This is a genomic window from Bifidobacterium sp. LH_417 (assembly GCF_056357035.1).
Genome location: NZ_JBKEVI010000006.1, coordinates 62,834 through 85,993, shown reverse-complemented (window position 1 = coordinate 85,993; position 23,160 = coordinate 62,834). Strand labels below are relative to the sequence as shown.

The window sequence follows — 23,160 nt, the reverse complement described above, 5'->3', positions numbered from 1 at the left end:
CCGCGTCGTGTACCCGAGTGTGCGCCGCGACGTGTGTGTTCCGGATAATCTCACTCAACAAAGCCGGTCCTCCATTTGTATACTGACTGGTATGGCACAGGCACAGATTCCACCCACGAATACGACGTTCGAGCATACGCCCGAAAGCTCCGACGACACTCGCTGGGAGTCGGTGAACAGGGTCGTTTACCCGATGCGCGACGCCGACCAGACGATGCCGTTGTACGCGGTGAACTGGCATCCCGCGCATTTCGACCCGAGCGTGTTCGACGAGCGCGACAACCTGTACAGCGCGAATCCGAGCGGCATGACCCGTTCCGAGCTCGCGCGCCTCGTCGCGCAGGGCCGCCGCGCGCCGGTCGAGGAGCCGCATGGGTTTGCCGTCGATTCGCGCAATACGGTCACATTGGCGGCGGGCACGCACCTGTCGCTGTGCACGTATTTCAACGCGTTCCCGGCCGGCTATTGGCGGTATTGGACGCGCGTGAGGAGCGTGCGGTTCGTCGCGTGGGCGACGGGCAAGGGCACGGTCACGTTGTTCCGCTCCACGGCGCGCGGTCTCGCCGCGCCGGTGGAGACGTTCTCGATCGATACGAAGCATGGCGACGGCGGCCCGGAGCGTCTCGTCGCGGAGCTCTCGCTCAAGGGCATGCTTGACGGCGGCCTCTACTGGTTCGACGCGCGCGCGGACGTCGACGCGTCGCTGACGGTCGGCGACGCGGTCTGGCAGGTCCCGGCTCGCGTGCGTCGCACGCGCGAGCCGGGTACGGTGTCCGTCGCGATCACGACGTTCAACCGTCCTTCCTACTGTCTGGACCAGTTGCGCGCGATCGCGGGCGAGCGCGGGTTGCGCGAACGTCTGGATACCGTGTATTGCACCGATCAGGGCACTGATATGGTGCGCGACCAGCCCTGTTTCGCCGAGACGGCGGACGCTCTGGGCGGGCAGCTCACGTATATCCGTCAGGGCAATCTGGGCGGTTCCGGCGGTTTTTCGCGCGGCATGTACGAGACGGTGAAGGCGGGCGTGAGCGACTACACGCTGCTACTCGACGATGATGCGATCAGCGAGCCGGAGTCGATTCTGCGTGCGGTGCAGTTCGCGGATTACACGGTGCGTCCGGTGCTGGTGGGCGGCGGCATGTTCCATATCGATCACCGCACGGTGCTGCACGTGCAGGGCGAGCGGTATGACGCGCACGCGCAGTGGATGGAGCCGTCGCGCGGTGCCGAGTTCAACCATGATTTCCGTTCCGAGCCGTTGGCGGACAGCCCGTCGATGCACGCCGTGCGCTTCTCCGACTTCAACGGGTGGTGGTTCTGCCTGATTCCGGCTGAGACGATGCGCGCGATCGGCTTGGGATTGCCCGCGTTCATCAAGTTCGATGATATCGAGTATGGCCTGCGTGCGAAGCGGCACGGGTTCCCGACGGTGAGCCTGCCGGGCGTGGCCGTGTGGCATATGGGTTGGCATGACAAGGATCCGGCGCGCGGCTGGGAGGAGTACTTCCAGGTGCGCAACCGGTGGATCTGCGCGCTGCTGCACTATCCGGGCGCGGGGCGCGCGGCCGCATTCCGTATGCTCTACGAGGAGGCGAATCTGGGCCTGCGCATGCTCTACTCGGGCATGGCGTTGAGCCAGATGGCCCTCGCCGACATCCTGAAGGGGCCGGATTATCTGGTGGAGTCGCTGCCGACGAAAATCGACGAGGTCCGCAAGGCCCGCAAGGGCTTCGCGGACAGCGTCACGTATGCCAGCCCGCTGGACCTGCCCGAACCGGACGACCACGCCGATCGTTCGTGGGCGCCGCAGGGGCCGCGCGACGTGACGAAACGCGGCATGAAGGCGGTGCTCGCCGCCCTGCGCTCCCGTTCCCGCGCGGACGGCGCGAAGGACGAGACGCCGCAGGTGGCGATTCCGGCCCGGTTCTCGATCTGGCCGTCGTTCCTCGGCGTGCGGTCCGCGATGGTCACGTCCGCCGACGGCGATTCGGTGGCGTGGTTCCGCCGCGACAGCCGACTGTACCGCCGCAACATGCGCAAGTGCTTCGGTCTGGCGCGGCGGATCGCCCGCGACTGGAAGCGTCTGTCCCGCGAATACCGCGATTACGGCGTCGCCTCGATGGACACTTGGGAGCGCATCTTCAAGGACGCGGAGCGGTAAGGCCGTCTCACTCGCCGAAGTACCGCCGCCACCATTCCGGCGAAACCATCGTGGCGAACGCCTTGCGATACTGCTTCTGGTAGGTGCGCCAGTTCGCCACGAGGCGCGCGTACAGCGCGCAGGTCCGCACGAAGCCGGTGATCGCGAGCAGCGGCCTGCGCGTCAGCAGGATGCCTTTGCCTCGGTCCGGGTCGACGAACACGGCGGAGTCCATGAGTCCCGCCGCGCGCCAGTGGTCGGACGCGTCGTTCGCGACGAGGGTCAGCGTGTCGAGTCGGTCGGCGGGCACGTCGCTCGTGTGGTGGTCGTCGGCGATGAGGCAGTGCACCTTGGTCGGCTCCATATAGCCGTCGATGACGGTGTTCCGGTCCGCGCGCGGCGGGGTGATCTGGTGCAGTCCGATCTTCAGCGTGACGGCGGCCCGGGAGTCGTCGTGCAGATGCTCGAACTCCTCGCTCTGCGCGCGCAGCGTGTCCGGCAGCTCCTCGATGGGAACCATCGTCGAGTCGGCGAATCTGCCGCGAATCTCGCGGATTTCGGGCAGACGGGTCTCCAGAATGGAACCCACATGCTCCGGCCCGGCCATGATGTCCTTCATGGCGGCCTGGTGCAGCGCAACGGCGGAGTAGCGCATCTTGGCGGTGGCGGACATCGTGAACCGCACCATCTCCTTCAGCACACTGTTGCGGTACGCCTGGTTCGTGTACAGCAGGCCCATGATCGTGCGGTTACGGATGTGGAAATACGCCTGCCAGTCGAGCTGGTCGTCCTTGTCCACGAAGGACTGGTGCCACAGGCACACGCCGGGGACAGTGACCGTGCGGTAGCCGGCGCGCTGGGCGCGCACGCCGTATTCGACGTCGTCGTTCTTGATGAAGAACGGGTACGAGAGTCCGATCTTGCGGATCGTCTCGACGGGGATGAGGCACATCCACCATGCGTTGTAGTCGGCGTCCACGCGCTTGTGCAGGTAGGTCTTCTTGAGGAACGGCTCGGATGCGAGGTCGTCGTAGCGGGATTCCTTCACGGCGGTGCCCCAGCTGATGCTCTTCGCGTCGAATACCTCGGCCAGCGCGCAGATGCGGGTCGGTTCGCTCAGGAACAGCATGTTGCCGCCGACGAGCGTGGGTTCGATGCAGTGGTTCGCGAAGGCGATGGCGCGGGAGACGGATTCTGGTTCGAGCACCGTGTCGTCGTCGAGCAGCATCGCGTAGCCGCTTTCGTCGTGGCGTTCGACCTCGTACATGCCGCGCGCGAAGCCACCGGAGCCGCCGATGTTGCCTTGGCGGATGACGCGCAGCTTGTCGCCCAGCTTCGCTTTCGCCGCGGCGAATCCGGGGCCGTCCGTGACGAGTTTCGTGCCTTGGTCGACGACGTAGACCGCGTCGATGAGACGCATGTCGGCCGTGTCGGCGAGCAGGTTGAACTGGCGGATGCACCATTCCGGCTTGTTCATCGTGGTGATGGACAGGGACGCGGTGAGCGTGCGTTTCGCGGGCACGGAGGACAGCCACTGCGCGTCGACGATGGAGAGCGGGCCGTCGGATGCCGCCTGCGCGTCGAACCACAGCCAGCCTCCCTCGCTCATGCCGGCGATGGGGATGATGGTCTCGACGGCCTCGCCCGCGCTGGAGTCGCCGTCTACAGTGTTCACGTCGACGCTGTGGACGATGCGGTCGTCCGCCTTCTCGTCGGAGGCGTGGACGGTCACGGCGCCTTGACCGGCGACGCGCAAGCGCAGCGTCACGGATTGCACGTTCGTCCACTGCGCCCAGTACGCCGCCGGGAACGCGTTGTAGTAGCAGCCGGTCGAGTACTCATGGCCGGCGGGGATTTCGATGGAGGAGCGACCCTTCACCCACGAATGCAGCGTCCCGTTGTCCACGGATTCGCCGGCGGCGTCCCGCCCGCTGCCGTAGATCGGAGCCGCGGCCACACGGAATGACTCGTCCAATCCGACGTTCCCCGAAGGAAACACCACCCGCCAAATCGTCTCAAGCTCTGCATTAGGCATAGGAACACCTTACGAGCAGAACCGAACAAGAGATCGGCAGCCATTTTGTGTCACATACAGGAATACCGGTATCCTTGAAATGTTTGCAAGCAACACACCTAAGCGAGGTAAGGGCACATGCCATCAATGCGTTTCGCAAATGTGCTCATGGAGACGACTCCACGAGCGCTCAGCTACCCGACGATGTACTATCGCACCGATCAGCCAGTACGTGTCGATTCGGATGCTCATGAGTGGAGCATCGAGGGTGCAGGCACCGTCGACTTCACCACGTATTTCAACAGTCTGTCCGTGATGAAGCTGCTGAGGTACACGCGCGCGACCAACTTCCACCTGCATCTTGAAATTAAGGGCTCGGCCTGTACAGTGACGCAGACCAAAGCTTACCGCTTGTCCTCTTCGCCAGAAGTAGAGTCAGCAGTTTCGCAAAAGATTGAGACCAGCGAAAATTGGCAACCCGTTAATCTTGATCTCGCTGTTGACAATGACATGGTTCTTGTGGGATTCCAAATTGAAACCACTGGCAGAATCGTAGTTCGTAACGCTTATTACACACTCGATATTGACGGCGCGTTGACAGATGTGGAGCTTTCCCTCTCGACCACCACGTTCAAGAAGGAATCCTATATCACCAAGAACATCGAACTGGTGAAGAAGGAGATTCTTGGCTCTGGCAATGATATCGCCGAGCATTTCCGCATGCATGTCATCGACAATGGTCGCACACTCCCTTACAAAGAGCTCAGCACCGACAAGGTGACGGTCTCCCCGAATGAGAATGTGGGAGGGGCCGGTGGCTTCGCACGAGGCATGATCGAATCCATGGAACAGGACGTTCCCGCAACCCATGTGCTACTTATGGACGACGACGTTGAAGTCTCCCCCGAGAGCATCATGCGCACCTACAATCTTCTTCGTATCGTCAAGCCCGAATATTCGGAAGCGTTCGTCAGCGGCGCCATGTTGAACTATGAAGATGTACAGGATATGAAGGAGGACACGGGCTTCATCGATCCGAACGTCGGTGTCTGTGTTGCCGCTAAGATTCCCCTGCAGATTACGAAGTTCACCGATATCGTGTTCAACGAAGCGTATAACGAGGAGATGCGTGTCGGGAACGGCCGGCGTTACGCAGCTTGGTGGTATTGCTGCATTCCTATGAGTGTCATCAAACGCAATGGTATGCCGTTGCCGGTCTTTGTCCGTTATGACGACGTGGAATATGGCATCCGTTGTAATCCCACGTTCATGACGATGAATGGCCTTGGTATTTGGCATTCCAAGTTCGAAATTCGATACAACGCCGCAGTGGAACGCTATCAAAGCATCCGTAATGGCATGATTGCCCAGATGACGACGGGCCTAGCCCCCAGCATCGATACCTTCCTGCGTGAACTTCGCGATCAGGTCGATCTGGAACTTAAAAAGTTCAATTATACTGATGCGGAACTTGCACTCAAGGGCTTTGAGGACTTCCTTAAGGGTCCTGATTTCATTAAGCAACCGGTCGCACAAGACAAGTTCATGCAAGCGAATCGAGAGAAGGAGAAGCTTGTTTCCTTCCCTGAGCTGCAGAAGATGGCAGACGATATGGGGTTGGAAGGCTTCGACGTATCCAAGCTAACACGTCAGGAAATAGATAACGACGCCCCCCGCTCGATTCAGCAGCGCGCTTTTGATTTCCTGACTGACAATGGGCAGCGCCTCCTGCATGCCAGCATCCACGGTGCCAAAGGAACCTCTGGTAAGAGTTACGCTTTGATTCCAAGCGCCGGCTGGATTTATCCCGCGGGTAGCATCCATGGCGAAAATATCATTGTGGCTGTTGACTGGTTCAACCGCAAAGGCACCATCAGGGTCAAGGACCTCAAACGATACAACGAAGTCATGAAGCGGTACAAGCGCGATCTCACCTATTTCAAGAAGAACCGTGCACGTCTTGAATCAGAATACAAGGAAGCCAGTATTGAATTAACTTCAATTCCTTACTGGAAGCGATACCTTGGTATCTGAGTCATTGATTTGACTTGCCGAACACGCTAGTTATTCTGGTTCGGCACTGTTGTTGAGTTCGGTGCTTATTGCCGTTCGACACCGCGGTTATTGCTGTTCGGCACCGGGCGGATTAGGCTCCTTTCATCCATGCGATGGTCGCGTGGATGAAGGGAGCATCAACGATGACACGCAGAAATCAAGCCCGTATTGCTTCAATGCTTGTCGGCAAGCCGAGCGGCGTTTTCTGTGGGGGTAGTGGCCAGCCCGATACGCCTTCCTCGTCCCGCTGCGCTCGTATCCGGCGGCGCCGGTGATCTCGTCGGCCTCAGCATCGAGCATCGCGTTCAACGTCTCCTCGACCGTTTTCCTGATCATCCGGTCCAGCGTGGTCTCGAGCATGGCCTGGTCGACCTGTAGAATCTGCTGTGACATGGCTCGTGCCCTCGTTTCCAATCGCGATTTGTTTTGTTTGGCGACAGAAAATCGTACACAGGACACGGGCATGCTCATCACGTCAAAGCCCGACCAAAGTGCGCAAAATCTCGCACGTCATCACCGCCGGTACCAGTCACACGGTACCGGCGGTACCACTTCAGGAGCCCCCATTAGCAAACCAGATTATCCCCCACATTGAGTGGAGGGCAATCGTCTTCCACCAACGACACCTAATTCTGTACACTAATTTTACGTCGCACAATTCCGAAGATTTTACGAGCTAAATGCCGCGTTCTTGGTTCTATATCGCTCATCAAATATTGTCCACCCAATGCAGACAGAGGAAGCAACAGCAAATAAAAAGGTAGTGCATACACGCTCTTTGCTTCCCAGAATATATAACATATAAAACCACCCAAAAATGTTATAGTCAACATTTGGAGTACTGGATCGCATGCAGTTTTGTAATGCAAGCTCCTCACCAACATAGCCATAACGGCAATAACGGCAAACCCGTATATCATAGTCTGCATAACGTTATCAAATCCAATCATCACCTTATAGCCTCTTCCGGCAAGGAGCATATATTCCAAGCCACCCGTAGCAGAGCGATCCCCCTGAGACGAATACAAGGCAGTCTGGAATGAAGGTTCAGCCCATTCTGAAGCAATTTTGCGAGCGAAAAAAGAAAAAGCGCCAGCGGGGTTATCTACGAAAGAACTAATTAATGAAGTAAGAAGCTCTTTAAAACGCAAAGATTGCAGACCATAATCGCCATTGCTGCGTTGATATTCCTGTATGGCAATATTCGTCCACCAACCTGGCGCAGTGGGAGGATTTTCACGTAACCCAATTACCACCCATGCAGTCATCGGCATTCCTGTACCAAATTTCTGACCAGTTACCCTCTCCAATAAAACAATTGGAACCTTTGATATCAGGTTAGCAACTATCAGCATGGGGATTCCAAGTAGCACAGGCCACCTATTCATATGGCTAAGGAAGAAAAGAATGCAAACAATAGTAATGGCAATCAAGAATATTAAATAAGTGGTCTTAATCAAGACACTTAAGGATCCAACACCATATGCCAGCACAAGCATTACAGTACTTTTACGAATCGAGACCGCCGACAACGACCTTGATGCAATATATATTGCTAATATTCCAAAAAATACACCTACCACATTGGTATAAACAAATGCCGAAAAGAACAGCAAAGGCAAGCATGTGGACAGAATTACAACAAGAAAACATATACCCCGTTTTTGCAAGCCAGACTGCTTAGACATGCACACAAACAGTACAGCCATCCCAGAGACAAAAAAAGCATTAACAATTTGAAATGCCAATACGTTGTAAGACCCAAAGATAGAAAAGACGAACAAAAACCACATCATCGGCCCGGCCTGATAAGGGTACCATGAAAAATACTGATACAAATTCCCCTTATATAAATCAGGCGTAGCAGTACAACGAGCAATCGCTGCCGCATCCCCAAACGCACAACTAGAAGGCGCAAACTTACTGTAATCGTGATTAAGAATAGCGTCAGCAGCTCTCATTAAACTGATTGAATCAGCATACCAGTAATTGGTCAACGCCAAAGATGCAATCCAAGCCAACTGCACTATAAAAGTAGTTAGAAAAAGCAGAATCAACAGTCGTCTATAAGACAGAGATGCAAGCAAGCGACTTAAGAAAAACAAAACCAGCATAATCACAACAAATACTATCGGGAATAGTATTGAAGAATGCCGGTACATCAAATACTCAGTGAACACATCCGGCCTGTCTTCAGAACGAATGAACTCCACCGTAATCAAGCAAGACAAGCTCAGTAAAACTAGAAGTATAACGCCTTGCATAATAAGCGCAATATCATACAAAACACGACTAAAACCAGATAATCTCCAGCTTCTACCACATGACCCTCTGCTCACTACCAAATTATCCATAGCTCACCCTTTCTAATAAAGAATATTTTTTGCAGTAAATACACTGCCGCACATCGGTCTAGCGATCCAATATAAAGCTGCGATATGTCTATCCCGGACAAACAATCAGAAGCCAATTACGCAGACAGTTTTCTATCATCATTCATCCAGCAAATGCTGTTCTTGCACCAGGTAATTCGGGCGTCCCTTGGTCTGCATGAAGATACGGCCAAGGTATTCGCCGATAATGCCAAGACTGAGCAGCTGCACACCACCTAGGACAAGGACCACGACCATGGTGGATGCATAGCCGGGCACGTCAATACCCTGCACGAAGGTCTTGACCAAAATCACAATCGCGTATATAACCGCGGCCAGCGAGACAAAGCTTCCCACCCATGTTGCGATCTTCAACGGTGCGGTGGTGAAGCTGGTGATACCGTCCATGGCCAAATGGAACAACTTGAGATAGTTCCACTTGGTTTTGCCTGCCACACGCTTGTCGCGGTCATACAGGAACTCGATCTTCCTGAACCCGATCCAGCTGAACAGCGCCTTGGAATTACGCTCGGACTCGTCCAAACGCTTCAGCGCATCAATGCACTTACGATCCAACAGACGGAAGTCGCCAGTATCCTTCTGAATGGCCACGCCCGATACCTTCTGCAGCAGGTCATAGTACCAGCGGCTCGTGGCTTTCTTCAGCCAGCTTTCGCCTTCACGGGAACGCCTACGCGCATACACATCGTCATAGCCTTGCATCCACAGCTCCGCCATCTGCGGAATAAGCTCCGGCGGATCCTGCAGATCTGCGTCGATGATCACCAGACCATCCGTATGCACGCTCTCGATGCCCGCATACATGGCCTTTTCCTTGCCGAAGTTGCGCGACAGGAAAATGTATTCCACGTACGAGTGCTTGTTAGCGTACTCCTTGATCAGAGGCCGGGTATCATCCTTCGAACCGTCATCAACGAACAGCACCGTATATTCGAGACCGTCAGCATTGTCCACCAGAGCATCCATGCGTTCGAAGAGCAACGGCAACGACTCCTGCTCGTTATAGCACGGAATCAGCACCGTAATCGTCCGCTTATCGGGAGCCAGTTGCTCTACGGCCTTCACGTCCATATCTCACCTCAAAACACAGTCAATTAACCACATACATGGTAACCCAAGGAGCATCATTCACCGCAAATATAAAGCGGGCGGCTTTTCCAAAAGCCGCCCGCCACTGGCTACCACTCACGGCACCTGCCGCACCGCCACTACTTCACCACCCATTGCTGTGCTGCGGTGCCGTTGGACGCGTACAGCTGCACGTTCGCACCATTCGCCGTGCTGCCGCCCGAAACATCCACCACCATGCCCTCCACGGCCGCCGAACGCAACGTCACACTGCCGTTCGCATTCCGCACCGCAATCCACTTCTGCGCCCACGTACCATTCGACGCATACTGCTGGATATTCGCACCACTCGACGTACTACCGCCGGACACGTCCAACACCTTACCCGAACCCACATTCGTCAACGTCACATAACCCTTCGCATCACGCGACACCCTCCAACGCTGCGCGACCGTACCGTTCGACGCATACAACTGCACATTCGCGCCATTCGCCCTCGACCCACCGGACACATCCAACACACGGCCCGTCTTCGCCTCCGCGGCGAACACATACGTACCGTTCGCCAGAACATCCTTGTTCGCGGCCGCCGCCGCATCAAGACGCTCACGCGCGGTCTTCTGCTTGTCCAACAGCCATTGCTGGGCGACGGTGCCGTTGTAGGTGTACGTCTGGAGCTTCGCCTGGGAGACGGCGTTGCCGCCGGGAACGTCGATGGCCTTCGCCGATTTGGCGCTGAGGAACGTGAGCTTGCCGTTCACGTCGATCACGGACCAGTGCTGCGCCGCGGTGCCGTTGGACGCATACTGCTGAATGGCCACGGCGTTGCCGGTACGGCCGCCGGCCGTCTCCAACGCCTTGCCGGAATTCGCGTTCCTGATCTCGTACACGCCGTTGCCGATCGCCGTGAACCGGTGGATCTGCGCGGCCGTACCGTTCCACGCGTACAGTTGGGCCTTCGCATTGTTGGCCGTGGAACCGCCGGTCATGTCGATGACATACGTCGTGTTCCTCACGGAACGCAGACGGACGGACGTGCCGGTGGGCACGCGCGTGGAGGCGGACACGGACGCGAGCGAGAACTTCTGCGCGTCGGAACCGTTCGGCTCGTACAGCGCGACGACGGTACCGTTCGCGGTGTTGCCGCCGGCGATGTCGAGCACCCAGTTGCCGAGCGCGGACTGCAGGTACCAGCCGGCGCCGGAATCGCGGATGAACCAGCGCTGCGCCGCGGTGCCGTTCGCGTCATACTGCTGGACGGTCGCGTTGAGACCGGCGTTGCCGCCCGACACGTCAAGCGCCTTGCCGGAGCCGACGTTCCTGACGACGTAGCTGCCGTCGGACTGCCTCGTGAACGTGAACCGCTGGGCTTTGCTCCCGTTGGCGCCGTACAGCTGCGTCCTCACGCCGTTCGCGGTGCCGCCGCCGGCGATGTCGACGCCGGCCGAGTTCCTCTTCGCGGAGTTGATGTAGTACGTGCCGTTCGGCACGGCGATCGTGTCCAGCAAACGCACGTCCATGGCGGCCTTATAGGTCCTGTACCCGAACACGTTGAGGTCGACCTGGCCGCTGATGCCGTTGATGGTACCGGAGCTGGTGTACTGCCAGCCGCGATCGTTGGACGGCCACGCGGTGTACTGCATCCTGGCGCCGTACTGGGCGACCCAGCGGGTCTTCGCGTGGATGCTCGCACTGTTCAATGCCGTGTTCAGGTAGCTTGTGTACGAGTAGACGCTCAGATTGTTGTAGCCGGCGGCCTGCAGCTTCGCATACCAGGCGTTCACCATGCCCTCGTACACGCTCGGGCTCGTCGGGCTCTTATGCCCCGTGTACGTCCAGCTCTCCAGATCGTAGAACACCGGGTAGCTCAGGTCGCCCGGATTCACGCCCGCCTGGCGCAGCAGGTTCACCACATCCGCGCCCTCGGACGCGCCGTCCGCAGCGCTCTCCGCATACGAGAAAATGTACACGCCGAACGGAATCCCCAGACGCTTGCACTCGGAGATGTTGCGGCGCGCCTGCGCGTCGAAGCCATTGCCCCAGCCGTAGCTCAGACGGATGATCGCGCCCTCGACGCCCGCGTTCTTCACCGCCTGCCAGTCAATCGTGTTCTGCCACGCGGACACGTCGATCACGCCCTTCGCCTGCTGGGCGAACAGGTTGTTGCGCGCATCGAAGAACGCCTGCGTGCCGTTGTACGTGCCCCAATGCGCGCCATACTCGTTGTTCTGCAACGCAGCGAGCTGCACCGACGCGCGGGAGCCGGCAGCACCGCTCCGGCGCTGCGCGGACGGGGCGGTGGACTGCTGCGAGACGGAATCATCCTGCTGCTGCGTCGCGTCGCCATCGGCGTCGCCGGACGCGCCGGCATCCGCATTGCCGGTACCATCCGCATCATTCGCACCATTCGTGGCACCGGCGTTCACGTCACCGCCGTTCGCGGCGACCTTCTCCTTCACATCCGCGGCGCTCACCGGAATGAACGACTCGCCATCCGTCTTCGCCAACGGATCGGGCTGCTTGCTCTCCGTGCCCACGATCTTCGGATCGGTGACCGTCTCGCCCGTCTCGATGTCCTTCAACTCGCCTTCCGGCGTAGCCGCATATTGCTCGGACACCACCGTCGCGTCATCGGAGATCTCGGCGGACACCTTGTCCGGCAGCTCGGCATTCGGATTGTCCGGCATCGCGGTGGCAGCCGTCTCATCGGCGACCGTCACACCGTTCGCGACCGGGTGCGTCGTGGAAGCCGCGGAGGCCGCGGAGGCCGTCACGGAGGCCGCGGACCGGACGCCGGACGCATCCGCGTCGGCGTTCACGTCCGCGAGCGCGCTGGCCGGAGCGACACACACCGCGCCCAACATCGCCATCGCCGCGACGGACGCCACTGCCGCAGTCACACCGCGTCCCGCGCCGGATGCCGTTGCACGCGCACGCAACGCACGCAACGCACGCAACATGCTCACCGCACCGGAACCCGCACCTTTCGCACCGGAACCGGACCTGTCGAACCGCTTCTTTTCCACCATGCGTAACTCCTTGACGCGCCCGCATCCGCGTACCGCCGCATATCACCGCGCGTTCCAGCGAGCAAACCGGACTCTCGCACGCGGGAACAGGCAGGCGCGAACAGGCGTAATCCCAACGTTTTCAACCGCAGCCCAGTCTAACGGGCAAGGCGGATAAGGCGAGGCAGAGTGGAGCGGCCAAAATCAGCGGAACTCCGCCGCACATTCCGGCGACGGCATCATCCTATCTTGTGAGAAGGTACTTCCTGTTTCTGCTGCGCGGCGGCGCAGTGGCGAGAACGACTCCACGTTCGACGAGCCGGCTCAACGCCTTACGCGTCGTAGGAAGGCCTCTCCCCGAGCGACGGCCGATTTCGTGGACATCAAGCGGCGTATCCGCCGACAATACGGACAGTATCGCGGATTCCGATGCCGTAAGCCCCTTACGGACTCCACTCGGCTCCCCACCATCAACCTTCTCCGCTAGTGCGTACCGATCAGGACCGATTTCATCGGCCAGCCCCGCTTGAACCAATCTATGCAGAATCACCCTGATGTCGTCGGAATCCAGATACAGCGCGACATGCAACTGCGGGACCGTCATATCGCCATGCCTCTTCAACAAGAGCAACGCCATACGTTCATGACGAGTCAAGGGGACACCCACATGATCAAGCCAGTCACGGTTCTCCTGCTGCTCCACGCCGTAGCGTCCAAGAACGACCGTGAACCGATCGGGAGTCGCGCGGAACACAGGTTCCCCCAGTGCATGGGATTTCATCTCGCGAATCACCAGAGGAATGCCGGAGCCACCGCCTTCCACGGTCACATCATTCGCATCGTCATACGGTATCTGATGAAGCAGCTGCATCAACGTCGCATTGCGGCAGCACGACACGCCGCTGCCGATCGTGGCCAGTGTGACCCCACCCCATAATCCGCCAGGATTCGACACCTCCACCCGATCGGGGTAGATGTCCACGGTCACGGATTCTCCGAGGAATTGCGCATCATATTCCCTGTGAACCACTGCATTGGCGACGACCTCGCGCAGCACCTCCTTTGGAATCTCGCTATCGGTACGGGCTCCGACCCCCACGACGAACGTGGGAGCCCGCAGGTTTTTGGCGATGGCCTCCACCGCCTGTTCGATTGCTTCCGGCATATTGCCGTCGCATTGCACACGATCCACGAAACGCGGACCCTCAACCGCCGATTTCTCGACACCCGGATGTGCGACGACGTCGATGATCAGCTTGGGATAGTACTGCTGCGGGTACTGTCCGGCGGCCAACAGTCCCGCAAGACGCACCTCGCCAACCTTGTTCACCATATTCAATCTGGTCATGCGCTCAAGACGAGTATCAGTCCCGCGCAGCGCCTTGGAATTACGATGCTCGGCAAGCACCCTGTCCACCGCCTCGGCATTCAGATCGGAGACGTCGGCTTCAGGGACAACCATGCGATCCGCGGAACTGGGCGTCAGGGCATGGGTCATTTCGAACACTTCGGTTGGCGACAATCTCAAATCCTTGTCGTCCATACGGCGGTACCCACCGGTTTGCGGCCCTCTCGCCGTAAGATAGCAGGGTTTGTGCTGAATGCCGTTTTCATGGATGTCGATGACCAGGAACGACAAGCCGTTCTGCTCGCATCGGGAAACGTCATACTCCGGAGGATTCGTCAACCGTGCTCCTTGCGGATTGCCATCTCCCATACCATCCATGAACTGCGATGCGATATGGTTGGCGTCGAATCCCGGAACAGGCGAGAAATCACCATCCTCGCTGATTCCCAACAACAGCACGCCGCCCTTGGTGTTGGCGAACGCGCTCACACTCTCCCACACGCTGGTGCCGATGGTCCGCGCACAGGATTTCGCCTCGAAACGGGCGTCATCGTTGCCTTGGACGCGTAGATGTTCCAGCACCTCGGCGATATCGTCGTTCGTCCACATCATCATCCCCCTTGATCAGCTCATTTGTCTTATTTGTCCTATTTGTTGCGACCACATGGATCCAAGCAGTCGCCTCCAATCGACCCCAAACCCACGTCTGAAATCTCATGATAACGTGAAGATAAATACTCTATGATGAGCTTATCATGATTGCATCATGATAAGCTCATGACATCAAGAACCGGTATTATGACAAGCGGCACGAATACGCATGTCGAACGGCAACAGGAACCTGAACGCAAGCATCAACATGTAAATATCAAAATTGACCGAACCAAGAAAATCACGGAAAATCACGCACGACATTACGCAAACAGGCGTAATCCCAACGTTTCAACCGCAGCCCAGTCTAACGGGCAAGGCGGATAAGGCGAGGCAGAGTGGAGCGAGGTAGGGCCGGCCGAGTGGGTGGATCGCGTCGGCGCCGCACGCTAGGGGTAGGCCGTACGCCGGGAGTAGGCCGTATGCCGAGGCAGGCAGTGCGTCGCGGCAGACAGTGGCGTCAAGGCAGGCAGTGCGTCGAAACCACACGCCGAGGCGAACAGAAGCAAATACCCGGCAAATAAAATTTTGGCGGAATTCCAGCGATTTCCGCGATTCACGCATCGAAAACGCAGTTACGAAGCAAATAAAACGCCGGGGCATCCTGAGTACATACCGGTCAAATACCGAGCACGTCGAGCATACCGGTGAGCACTATCCGCGCTGGCCAACCCATCCGGGCACATACTGCATCTTCTTGTTCGCGGCCTCGGCATCGACCGGACGAATCAGATTCTCCGCAATCGCCGCCGCAATCAGCCGCGACATCTGCGAACTGGCAGTCGCAGACAACCCGAATCGACGACGCAGCGAAGCATTCGTCAGCGTCTCTCCATTGGCGAACTGCACGCAGGCATGCCAGTAACAAGCCTGCAGACGTTCCTCCGACGTGAGATTCCGGTATGAGCGCTTCTGCATCAACCGTACCCGCATACTCGGCGCATCCCCACGGGTCTCCTGAATCTCCGGAGCCGGAAGCTGCATGAGTTCGCAGGAGCGGATGATCTTATCCCAACCGGACCCCGCCTCCTCGCAGATATGAAGACGACGAGCCAACTTCGCCAATTTCGGGTTCCTCGATTGCGGCGGATCGTTGACCAGACGAGACACCTCAATGAGAGACGCGCCCGGATTAGAGAACTCCACACGATCGTCGAAAATCTCGATCAGCGGGCCACCGCCGCGAACCGTCAAATCCTGATGAATGAGCATATTGCCCAGCAATTCACGAATGGCGAGCTCTGGATACCCGTTGACCGTCACCCGCAGTCCCCGGTCAATCTCCTCACGCTCAGGCAACAACGCCTGCAAATACTCCATGATGGCGTCGATATCCGCATACCCGCCTGGGAAGGTCTTCGATCGGGTCGCCGCCAGACGGTCCCTGCCGGCATACCGAATCGTACGAATGGCTTTACGGGAAACCGTCTCGAAATCATCCATCCTGACCGCGAACAGCAACGCTCCCAAATTCGTGACCGCATACTGTCCGCTATCCAGTTCCTTCACAATGCCATCGGCGAGAAGATAATGCAGGATGCCGGAACCGCTCTCCGGAAGCGAAATCTCAGTCTGAGTGAAATAACGAGCCCAATTCAACTTGGACAACACCTCATCACGAGACAACCATCGCAGCGCGATCTGGTCCTCGAACAAACCGGTCCTCGTCAAATCCCACAGTCGCTGCTCACGCTGGGAGTTCTTCTTCAACGGCTGTGTAGCCGTACCGGAACGAATGTACTCGACGTTCTCAAACGTGACCGGATAGCCGACGGCCGGCCAGATTCGCAGCACGACCACGCGCTTATCATCCACATCGACACGAATGAAACGAAACTCCGCATTGGCGGACAATTTCACACGCAGCCAAATCTCCAGCTCCTGGTTGCCACGCTTCTCCTTCAACGGGTCGAACGACGTCCCCACGATGGCGTGACCGGAATCCTCCACACCCCACACCATGTACGCGTAATCCTGCCCCTCAACGACGGCGGAATTGGCTAAGGCCGCGATATCTCTGCCGATCATCTCGAACCGCGCATTTGAATCCTTGAATTCGATGGTCTGAGTCTCCGTCGCGTTCCGCGTCAAGCGCCTGACAAGCGCCACATAATCTTCCGGCATCTCCGCACCATCCCATCAATTCGACTCGCATCAGACGCACCACACGCCGTCACACACGCCGTCACACACGCCGAACGCACCAAGCACGCACAGGCAATGCAAAGCGACGCAAGAGCGGCGCAAGAGCGGCATAACTCCTGATCTCCCCTCCGATTGTACATACAGAAGCAAATACCAGGCAAATAAAATTTTGGCGGAATTCCAACGATTTCCGCGATTCACGCGTCGAAAACGCAGTTACGAAGCAAATAAAACGCCGGGGCATACACCCGGCAACAGGAACCTGAACGCAAGCATCATATGAATGCATTGCGCGGGGACGTTGACACAAGTACCACAAAGAGGGAAATTCTCTCACTTATTTGAGAGAATTTCCTATATTTTGATATACTTATCACATACTTGGCAGTAGTTTGACTACTGCGGCAACCGCAATCGGCCACGCAACAGAGAGGACGGCGGACCATGAAAACCACAACCACAATCGAACGACCGACATATACGGCCTGGTTGGACCGGTGGCGCGACAAGGACGTCATCAAGGTGGTCACCGGCCTGAGACGCTGCGGCAAATCGACCATACTCCGCATGTTCCGCGACCGACTCCTCGCCGAAGGAGTATCCCCCGAACGCATCATCGCCATCAACTTCGAAGCACTGGACGAGGAATACCCCACTGAAGCCAAGCCACTGTACGACTACATCGTCTCGCGCATCACACCGGGCGCAACGAACTATGTGTTCCTCGACGAAATCCAGCACGTGCACGAATTCGAACGCGCCGCCGACGGGCTCTACGTACGCGACGACGTGGACCTCTACCTCACCGGCTCGAACGCCGATCTGCTCTCCAGCGAGCTGGCGACGAGACTCACCGGCCGATACGTGGAACTCCGCATGCTCCCCCTGTCGTTCAAGGAATACCGCAGCACACGACCTTCATCGGAAGCCGCCGAACAGTCCTTCAACCGGTACCTGCTGTACGGAGGCCTGCCATACGCATCCACGCTTGACCACGATCAGGACATCGCAGACTACCTAGGAGGCGTGTTCAACACCATCCTGGTCAAAGACATCGCCCAACGTCACCCCCGCACCGACACCGCCGCCTTCAACGAAGTGGCCTCGTTCCTCGCGGACAACGCCGGCAACATCACCTCCGTAAAAGGCATTGCCGACGCCATGAAGCAAACGCATCGGAGCATCTCCCCCACCACGGTGAACGAATACATCGCCGCCTTGCGCGAGAACTACCTGCTGTTCCGCGCCGACAGATACGACATCAAAGGCAAAGCCTATTTGAAAACCCTCGAAAAATACTATCTGGGAGACCCAGGATTCCGCTTCTGGTTCCTAGGCAAGACCGGCGGCGATCTCGGGCATCGCATCGAGAACGTCGTCTACCTCGAGCTTATGCGCCGCTACAGCACGGTTCACATCGGCAAGGTGGGCTCCACCGAAGTGGACTTCTACACGCCCGACCCGCAAGGCGATCACTACTACCAGGTCTCACTGAGCGTGATGGACGAATCCACGCTCGACAGGGAACTCAGACCGTTGCGCGCCATCAACGACAACCATCCCAAGACACTGCTCACCATGGATCGCATCGGCGACGGCGACCACGCCGGCATCAAACAGGTGAACATCATCGACTGGCTGCTGGAATAAAGCCCGCGCCGGCCGAGCCGCATCCGTGCGGTGCTGTGGCACTATCGGCCTACGCGCCCGCGCAGCGTCCCGGTGCTGCCGGCCTACGCGCCTGCGCTGCCGGCCTACGCACCCGGCAGCGCCGCGTGGAGGGCGGTCATCACCACGAGGGAGATCACGGCGGTGACGGTCAGGGAGAAGCCGGCGAGCTTCGCATTGCCCGTCAGGGAATCCGTGAACTTCGTCGAGAAAATCGTGATCGGGGCGAACGCGCCCAACACGACGATCTCTCGGATGCGCATATCGAACGGTAGCAGGAACCAGGCGGCGAGCGCGATCAGCACGCCGAACAACGCGCGCCAGGCGATCACCTTGGCGAGCTCGACCTTGTCCTTGCGGTTGTCCGGAATTTCCATCATCAGGCCGATCATCGCCATCGCGCAGAACGCGTTCGCATTCGCGAACGGCGTGATCAACGTGACGATCGGCTGCGGAATCGTGATATGCAGGAACATGAACACGAGCATCAGCATGTAGATGTCGAAACTGATCGAACCGAGGAAATCACGCGCGATATTACGCAGACGCAGGCTCAGCGGCAGGCTCTTGAAATTGCCGTCCATGTGCAGCAGCGTGCGCGTGATCGTGAGCGAGCCCGCCGTGGCGACCGTCGCATTGCCGATATCCAGCATGATCACCGGCAGACCCGCGGACGCACCCATGAACGTCTGCACCACAGGCAGGCAGAACGCGCCCAGGTTCAGGCCGGACGCGTTGAGCATCTGAAACGCGCGGTAGTTGCGCTCGTCGCCGCGCGAACCCGCGTACACCACGAACAGCGGGATCGCGCAGGCGAAGAAGCCGAACAGGACGATCCACAGCATGCGCATGTCATGCTTGTTCGTCGCGAACGAGAGGATGATCGCGCACGGCAGGGTGAGGTTGAACACGAGGCCCTGCGCCACCTTGTAGTCGCGCTCGCCGAACACGTGCAGATGCTTGAGCGCATACGGGCCGATGATGGCGAGCAGCAGCGCGCCGGATTTGGACAGCATGGACACCACGGACAGCATGGATTTGGCCTACCCTACCTCTGATTGCATGTGACGGATGAATACGCAAGCCACCATAGGAGCATTCCGAGGCTGGTGGAGGCGCGGCGGTCACATGGCGTTCGGCCGGGTAACGGTGCGGTTGCCGATGATGGGGTGAAGCGGGGGCAGTCAGCACTGGGGCTGGTGCTGACGCTGACGCTAACGCTGACGCTGGGTCATTACCAGAGCCGTCAAACGGACCATGAACTCGCTCCACTGGCCGGGGTTCTTCAACGTGTCATTATGAGCGGTCAGCACCTCCCATCCCACGGCGGTGAGCGCGGATTGACGGGACACGTCGTCGCTCCACTGGCCGGCATGATGCCGGCCCGCATATTCGATGCCGATACGCAGATCGGGCAATGCCATATCCAGATACACCACCGCCTTCTCCTCATCGATTCGCACGCGATGGTTCACCACCAACGTGCGCAATTCCGGCAACGGTTCACCCTCCAACTTGAGCCGCATACGAGTCTCCATCGAGGAATCCGTGTTCTCGCGCATACGCTTCACGGCGTTTCGGCATTTCGCCCGCCCCTTGAACTGCTTCGGCAGAACCTCGAGCATCGCACGGAAATCATCCGGGGTGAAATGCGGGTCGGACTGGTTGCGGCGCATCATCGAATCAGCAAGCACCGTCAGCTCTTCCTCATCAAGCAGACGAGCCATCTGTGCCCAGACGATAAGCGGGTGCGTGGCACGCACTCCATCCACGACGAGAGTGGGCGAGTAATCAGATCGATGGTCCCTTGGAAGGGAACACAACGACGGGTTGGTCAGCAGATGGCATTTCGCCCCATTCCAGAGCACCCGTTTCGCCGGATCGCCCACCACGATGTGCAGTTTCTCCAAGTCAATGGCTCCACGCGGAAACAACGGCAGCTCGATGCCGTGGAGACGCAGCGCGGAAATCAGGCCGCACTCGAATTCGATTTCGTGCTTATCCGCGAGCTCTACGGCCTTATGCAGCTCGTCCAGTCGATTCAATGCCAGTTGCCTCATCGCTATGCCCGGCGTCATTGCAGCGTTCATGCCCTCAGGGTAAATGGCGCGCACGGGAAGGCGAAATCGGGATCGGATGCGGTGGATGAATGTTCATAAGGCGGTGGATAAGCATCGATGAGGAGGGCGAGCGTCGAGGAACCGCCAGGGCCATCAAAGGGAAGGAATCGCCCGAAGCTCGGGGACGCCCGGCGAGCCCCATGAGGAGGCGAACACACGCGGGAGAGGCGCACCTGTACGGTTCAAGCCCATTCTTGTACGGTCTGAGAGTGCTTCTGTATGGTTCAGGCGGGAACCTGTAGTCTACAGGCGTAAACCTGCGGAGTGCGGCTGGGAAGACGCCTCCAGACGGAGCATGGCCACATGGCCAGAATGCTGCAATTCCGCCAAAAACACATGGCATGGAATCCCTCTATGGCGGTCGCTTCGCTACCACACCCTACAGGTGTGGCGTTTTCTCATACACATCGCCCTCCGAATCATGCACATCATGCCGCCAACTCCACACATATCGTTTCCCATTCCACACATCCGCCCATTCCCTTCTTTACCCCCTTGCATACCCCCTTAATTCTGCCCAGTCTGAGACGATAGCTGGCATAAGCCCCCAAAGCACGGCCGACACGGCTGCACTTGCAATATACCCCCTTAATTCCCACCCCCGTAATCAGCTCGCGCCAGCACGCCACATTGCGCCAGCACTGGCGGAAGCCAGCGCTTCCAGCGCAGAAGGACACCTCGCCCGACACAAGGGAATACCCCTAACCCCCTTATAGATTCCGTCACACCCCGGGCCGATGCGATGACCTAGGGCCGCTGAGAACCGCTGAAAGGCCGCCCAGCCCAGCCGTTTTGTCAAAGCACCACCTTCGGTCTCTGAAACCCACTCAACAAATCGCCGGAGGCCGCTGGACACCGCTCGGAAACGCCTGACCGAAAAGCCGGCCGCAGAGCCGGTCCCGGGGGGGCATCACCCCGGAACACCGGCTCCGCCCCCTCGAATCAGTCGTCGAGCACGTCGGGCAGCGGGCACGGCATGGGACGCCAGGCGTTGTCGTGCAGGAGCTTGCGGGAATCCCACCAGCCCTTGGCGATCTGGACGATGCCGGTCTTGAGATGTTCGCGGTCGACCATGACGAGGCGGATGAGCTCCTTCGCGGCGGTGGCGATCGTACCCAAACCGAAGAGGAACGGGCGGTAGTCGCCGTACACCATGAAGTAGCGGGCCATGTAGCCGCGGTTGCGCATGATGTGGTAGCGGTTCATGTCGGACGTGGAGTTGAGCTGGCGCAGGCCGGCGATGTCCCAGTTGCCGATTTCGCGCGTGCGGCGCAGCACGACGTCGGGCACGACGATCGGCGCGGTGACCTTGCTCGCGCGATAGCCATAGATCGTGTCGTCCCAGTAGATGAAGAAGCGCGGGTCGGGCAGGCCGATCTCCTTGACGACGCGACGGTTGAACAGGCCTCCTTCGAAGCACAGCGTATTCATCGTGCGGAATCCGGCGCGGCCGAACGCGGCCGGCGCGATCGGGTTCGGAATGCCCAGGCCAATGCGGAAGTCGTACTGCCAGTAGAACGGGCCGCCGTCGTAGTCGAAGCGGCTGCCCTGGATGACCTCGTGGCGGCGGGTCCACGGGGCGAGCTTGGCGATGCCGTCGGGCAGGACGGCGACGTCGTCGTCCATCACCCAGAACCATTCCGCGCCGAGCTGATATGCCTTCTTCACGCCGGCGGAGAAGCCGCCCGCGCCGCCGAGGTTCTCGGCCTGCGGCGCGTAGACGACGCGCGACTGGTTGCCGGCGCGGTCGGCGACGGTCTTGCCCCACTGGGCGGTGACTTTGGCAGAGAAGTCCTCGACCATGGACTTGGTCTCGTCGGAGTGCTCGTTGTCGACGACGACGACGCGCCACGGCGCCTGCTCAAGCGCGAGGATCGACTCGAACAGGGTGGCAAGCAGGTTCTGGCGCTTGTAGGTGGTGATGACCATGGCGAGCTTGTCGATGGTCTTGGAATCTTTCTGGGCGCTCGTGGCGTTCTGGGCGCTCTTTGCGTTCTTCGCGGCGTTCACGGCTTGTGTGGTCGTCTTCACATCGGTCATGCGCCTTATTCTCTCACTACCCGGCGAACGCCGATGCGGATATCGATGTGGATGCCAACACGTGGATGCCAACGCAGATACCTCCAACGCACAGCCAGGGCGGACTGCACCACGCATTGACGCTTCACCACATCCCGTTAACCTTCGCCCCCTATGCTGGAGCATGGGGAAGGCTCCCGCGGCTCCAGTAAAGAGCGGTGAGGAACAGTGACGCACGTCAACGGCGACGCGCACGACAAGCTACGACAGTTGCGACACGCCGAAGAGCCGCTGATTGGACACAAGGACAAGCACAGTGCTATGCTCTCTCAATTGTGTGCTGAGCTTGCTTGTTCAGGAGTTCAGGGAAACACATGGAGGATTCGCCTAGTGGTCTATGGCGCACGCTTGGAAAGCGTGTTGGTGTAACAGCCTCACGAGTTCGAATCTCGTATCCTCCGCCCGGTAAGGATTTCGGCGTTTCGCCGGAATCCTTTTTTCATGCCCGAAACCCGCAAAAACCGCGAA

At 58.7% G+C, this 23,160-nt stretch carries 12 protein-coding genes, 1 tRNA gene and 1 pseudogene; 4 read left to right on the top strand and 10 right to left on the bottom strand.

Translation table 11 applies throughout. The features are described 5' to 3' along the window. Nucleotides 1-91: 91 nt before the first annotated feature. Nucleotides 92-2,164, top strand: coding sequence for a glycosyltransferase (locus AC1AYR_RS05515; RefSeq protein ID WP_476511764.1), 2,073 nt, complete (start codon nucleotides 92-94; stop codon nucleotides 2,162-2,164). 7 nt (nucleotides 2,165-2,171) lie between these two features. Here the strand turns inward: AC1AYR_RS05515 and AC1AYR_RS05510 are convergent, their stop codons facing one another. Then, nucleotides 2,172-4,178, bottom strand: coding sequence for a glycosyltransferase (locus AC1AYR_RS05510; protein WP_476511765.1), 2,007 nt, complete (start codon nucleotides 4,176-4,178; stop codon nucleotides 2,172-2,174). Nucleotides 4,179-4,295: 117 nt separating this feature from the next. Between AC1AYR_RS05510 and AC1AYR_RS05505 the strand changes: the two genes are divergently transcribed. Beyond that, nucleotides 4,296-6,191 (top strand): glycosyltransferase family protein, encoded by a 1,896-nt coding sequence (locus AC1AYR_RS05505; RefSeq protein ID WP_476511766.1) that lies wholly within the window; start codon nucleotides 4,296-4,298, stop codon nucleotides 6,189-6,191. Between the two features lie 192 nt (nucleotides 6,192-6,383). Here AC1AYR_RS05505 and AC1AYR_RS05500 read toward each other — a convergent pair. The 6 genes and pseudogenes from AC1AYR_RS05500 to AC1AYR_RS05475 all read right to left on the bottom strand — a co-directional run. After that, nucleotides 6,384-6,605, bottom strand: a pseudogene (locus AC1AYR_RS05500) (transposase); the annotation flags it as partial. A gap of 233 nt (nucleotides 6,606-6,838) precedes the next feature. Continuing rightward, complete coding sequence (locus AC1AYR_RS05495) at nucleotides 6,839-8,566, bottom strand: hypothetical protein (RefSeq protein WP_476511767.1); 1,728 nt, start codon at nucleotides 8,564-8,566, stop codon at nucleotides 6,839-6,841. Between the two features lie 138 nt (nucleotides 8,567-8,704). Further along, on the bottom strand, nucleotides 8,705-9,676 hold the full coding sequence (locus tag AC1AYR_RS05490) for a glycosyltransferase family 2 protein (protein ID WP_476511768.1): 972 nt from the start codon (nucleotides 9,674-9,676) through the stop codon (nucleotides 8,705-8,707). Between the two features lie 137 nt (nucleotides 9,677-9,813). Further along, nucleotides 9,814-12,702 carry an RICIN domain-containing protein gene (locus AC1AYR_RS05485; protein WP_476511769.1) on the bottom strand — a complete coding sequence of 963 codons (2,889 nt, stop codon included), beginning with the start codon at nucleotides 12,700-12,702 and terminating at the stop codon, nucleotides 9,814-9,816. A gap of 223 nt (nucleotides 12,703-12,925) precedes the next feature. Further along, nucleotides 12,926-14,638 (bottom strand): ATP-binding protein, encoded by a 1,713-nt coding sequence (locus AC1AYR_RS05480; protein ID WP_476511770.1) that lies wholly within the window; start codon nucleotides 14,636-14,638, stop codon nucleotides 12,926-12,928. A 696-nt stretch (nucleotides 14,639-15,334) separates the two neighbouring features. Further along, nucleotides 15,335-16,804, bottom strand: a complete 1,470-nt coding sequence (locus tag AC1AYR_RS05475; RefSeq protein ID WP_476511771.1) for an ATP-binding protein — start codon at nucleotides 16,802-16,804, stop codon at nucleotides 15,335-15,337. 465 nt (nucleotides 16,805-17,269) lie between these two features. On the opposite strand from AC1AYR_RS05475, the gene AC1AYR_RS05470 reads away from it, so the two are divergent. Continuing rightward, nucleotides 17,270-18,475 (top strand): ATP-binding protein, encoded by a 1,206-nt coding sequence (locus AC1AYR_RS05470; RefSeq protein ID WP_476511772.1) that lies wholly within the window; start codon nucleotides 17,270-17,272, stop codon nucleotides 18,473-18,475. Between the two features lie 104 nt (nucleotides 18,476-18,579). Here the strand turns inward: AC1AYR_RS05470 and AC1AYR_RS05465 are convergent, their stop codons facing one another. The 3 genes from AC1AYR_RS05465 to AC1AYR_RS05455 all read right to left on the bottom strand — a co-directional run bounded on the left by AC1AYR_RS05465 (nucleotide 18,580) and on the right by AC1AYR_RS05455 (nucleotide 22,542). Continuing rightward, nucleotides 18,580-19,509 carry an AEC family transporter gene (locus AC1AYR_RS05465; RefSeq protein ID WP_476511822.1) on the bottom strand — a complete coding sequence of 310 codons (930 nt, stop codon included), beginning with the start codon at nucleotides 19,507-19,509 and terminating at the stop codon, nucleotides 18,580-18,582. Between the two features lie 198 nt (nucleotides 19,510-19,707). Then, complete coding sequence (locus AC1AYR_RS05460; protein WP_476511773.1) at nucleotides 19,708-20,583, bottom strand: DUF559 domain-containing protein; 876 nt, start codon at nucleotides 20,581-20,583, stop codon at nucleotides 19,708-19,710. A gap of 972 nt (nucleotides 20,584-21,555) precedes the next feature. After that, nucleotides 21,556-22,542 carry a glycosyltransferase family 2 protein gene (locus AC1AYR_RS05455; RefSeq protein ID WP_476511823.1) on the bottom strand — a complete coding sequence of 329 codons (987 nt, stop codon included), beginning with the start codon at nucleotides 22,540-22,542 and terminating at the stop codon, nucleotides 21,556-21,558. Between the two features lie 466 nt (nucleotides 22,543-23,008). On the opposite strand from AC1AYR_RS05455, the gene AC1AYR_RS05450 reads away from it, so the two are divergent. Further along, a tRNA-Ser gene (locus AC1AYR_RS05450) sits at nucleotides 23,009-23,093 on the top strand. The last annotated feature ends 67 nt before the right edge of the window (nucleotides 23,094-23,160 follow it).

Bases quoted from the DNA above. Each gene is read 5' to 3' on its own strand.
- AC1AYR_RS05515 (WP_476511764.1), top strand. From the start codon at position 92: ATGGCACAGGCACAGATTCCACCCACGAATACGACGTTCGAGCATACG.
- AC1AYR_RS05510 (WP_476511765.1), bottom strand. From the start codon at position 4,178: ATGCCTAATGCAGAGCTTGAGACGATTTGGCGGGTGGTGTTTCCTTCG.
- AC1AYR_RS05505 (WP_476511766.1), top strand. From the start codon at position 4,296: ATGCCATCAATGCGTTTCGCAAATGTGCTCATGGAGACGACTCCACGA.
- AC1AYR_RS05495 (WP_476511767.1), bottom strand. From the start codon at position 8,566: ATGGATAATTTGGTAGTGAGCAGAGGGTCATGTGGTAGAAGCTGGAGA.
- AC1AYR_RS05490 (WP_476511768.1), bottom strand. From the start codon at position 9,676: ATGGACGTGAAGGCCGTAGAGCAACTGGCTCCCGATAAGCGGACGATT.
- AC1AYR_RS05485 (WP_476511769.1), bottom strand. From the start codon at position 12,702: ATGGTGGAAAAGAAGCGGTTCGACAGGTCCGGTTCCGGTGCGAAAGGT.
- AC1AYR_RS05480 (WP_476511770.1), bottom strand. From the start codon at position 14,638: ATGTGGACGAACGACGATATCGCCGAGGTGCTGGAACATCTACGCGTC.
- AC1AYR_RS05475 (WP_476511771.1), bottom strand. From the start codon at position 16,804: ATGCCGGAAGATTATGTGGCGCTTGTCAGGCGCTTGACGCGGAACGCG.
- AC1AYR_RS05470 (WP_476511772.1), top strand. From the start codon at position 17,270: ATGAAAACCACAACCACAATCGAACGACCGACATATACGGCCTGGTTG.
- AC1AYR_RS05465 (WP_476511822.1), bottom strand. From the start codon at position 19,509: ATGCTGTCCAAATCCGGCGCGCTGCTGCTCGCCATCATCGGCCCGTAT.
- AC1AYR_RS05460 (WP_476511773.1), bottom strand. From the start codon at position 20,583: ATGAACGCTGCAATGACGCCGGGCATAGCGATGAGGCAACTGGCATTG.
- AC1AYR_RS05455 (WP_476511823.1), bottom strand. From the start codon at position 22,542: ATGGTCATCACCACCTACAAGCGCCAGAACCTGCTTGCCACCCTGTTC.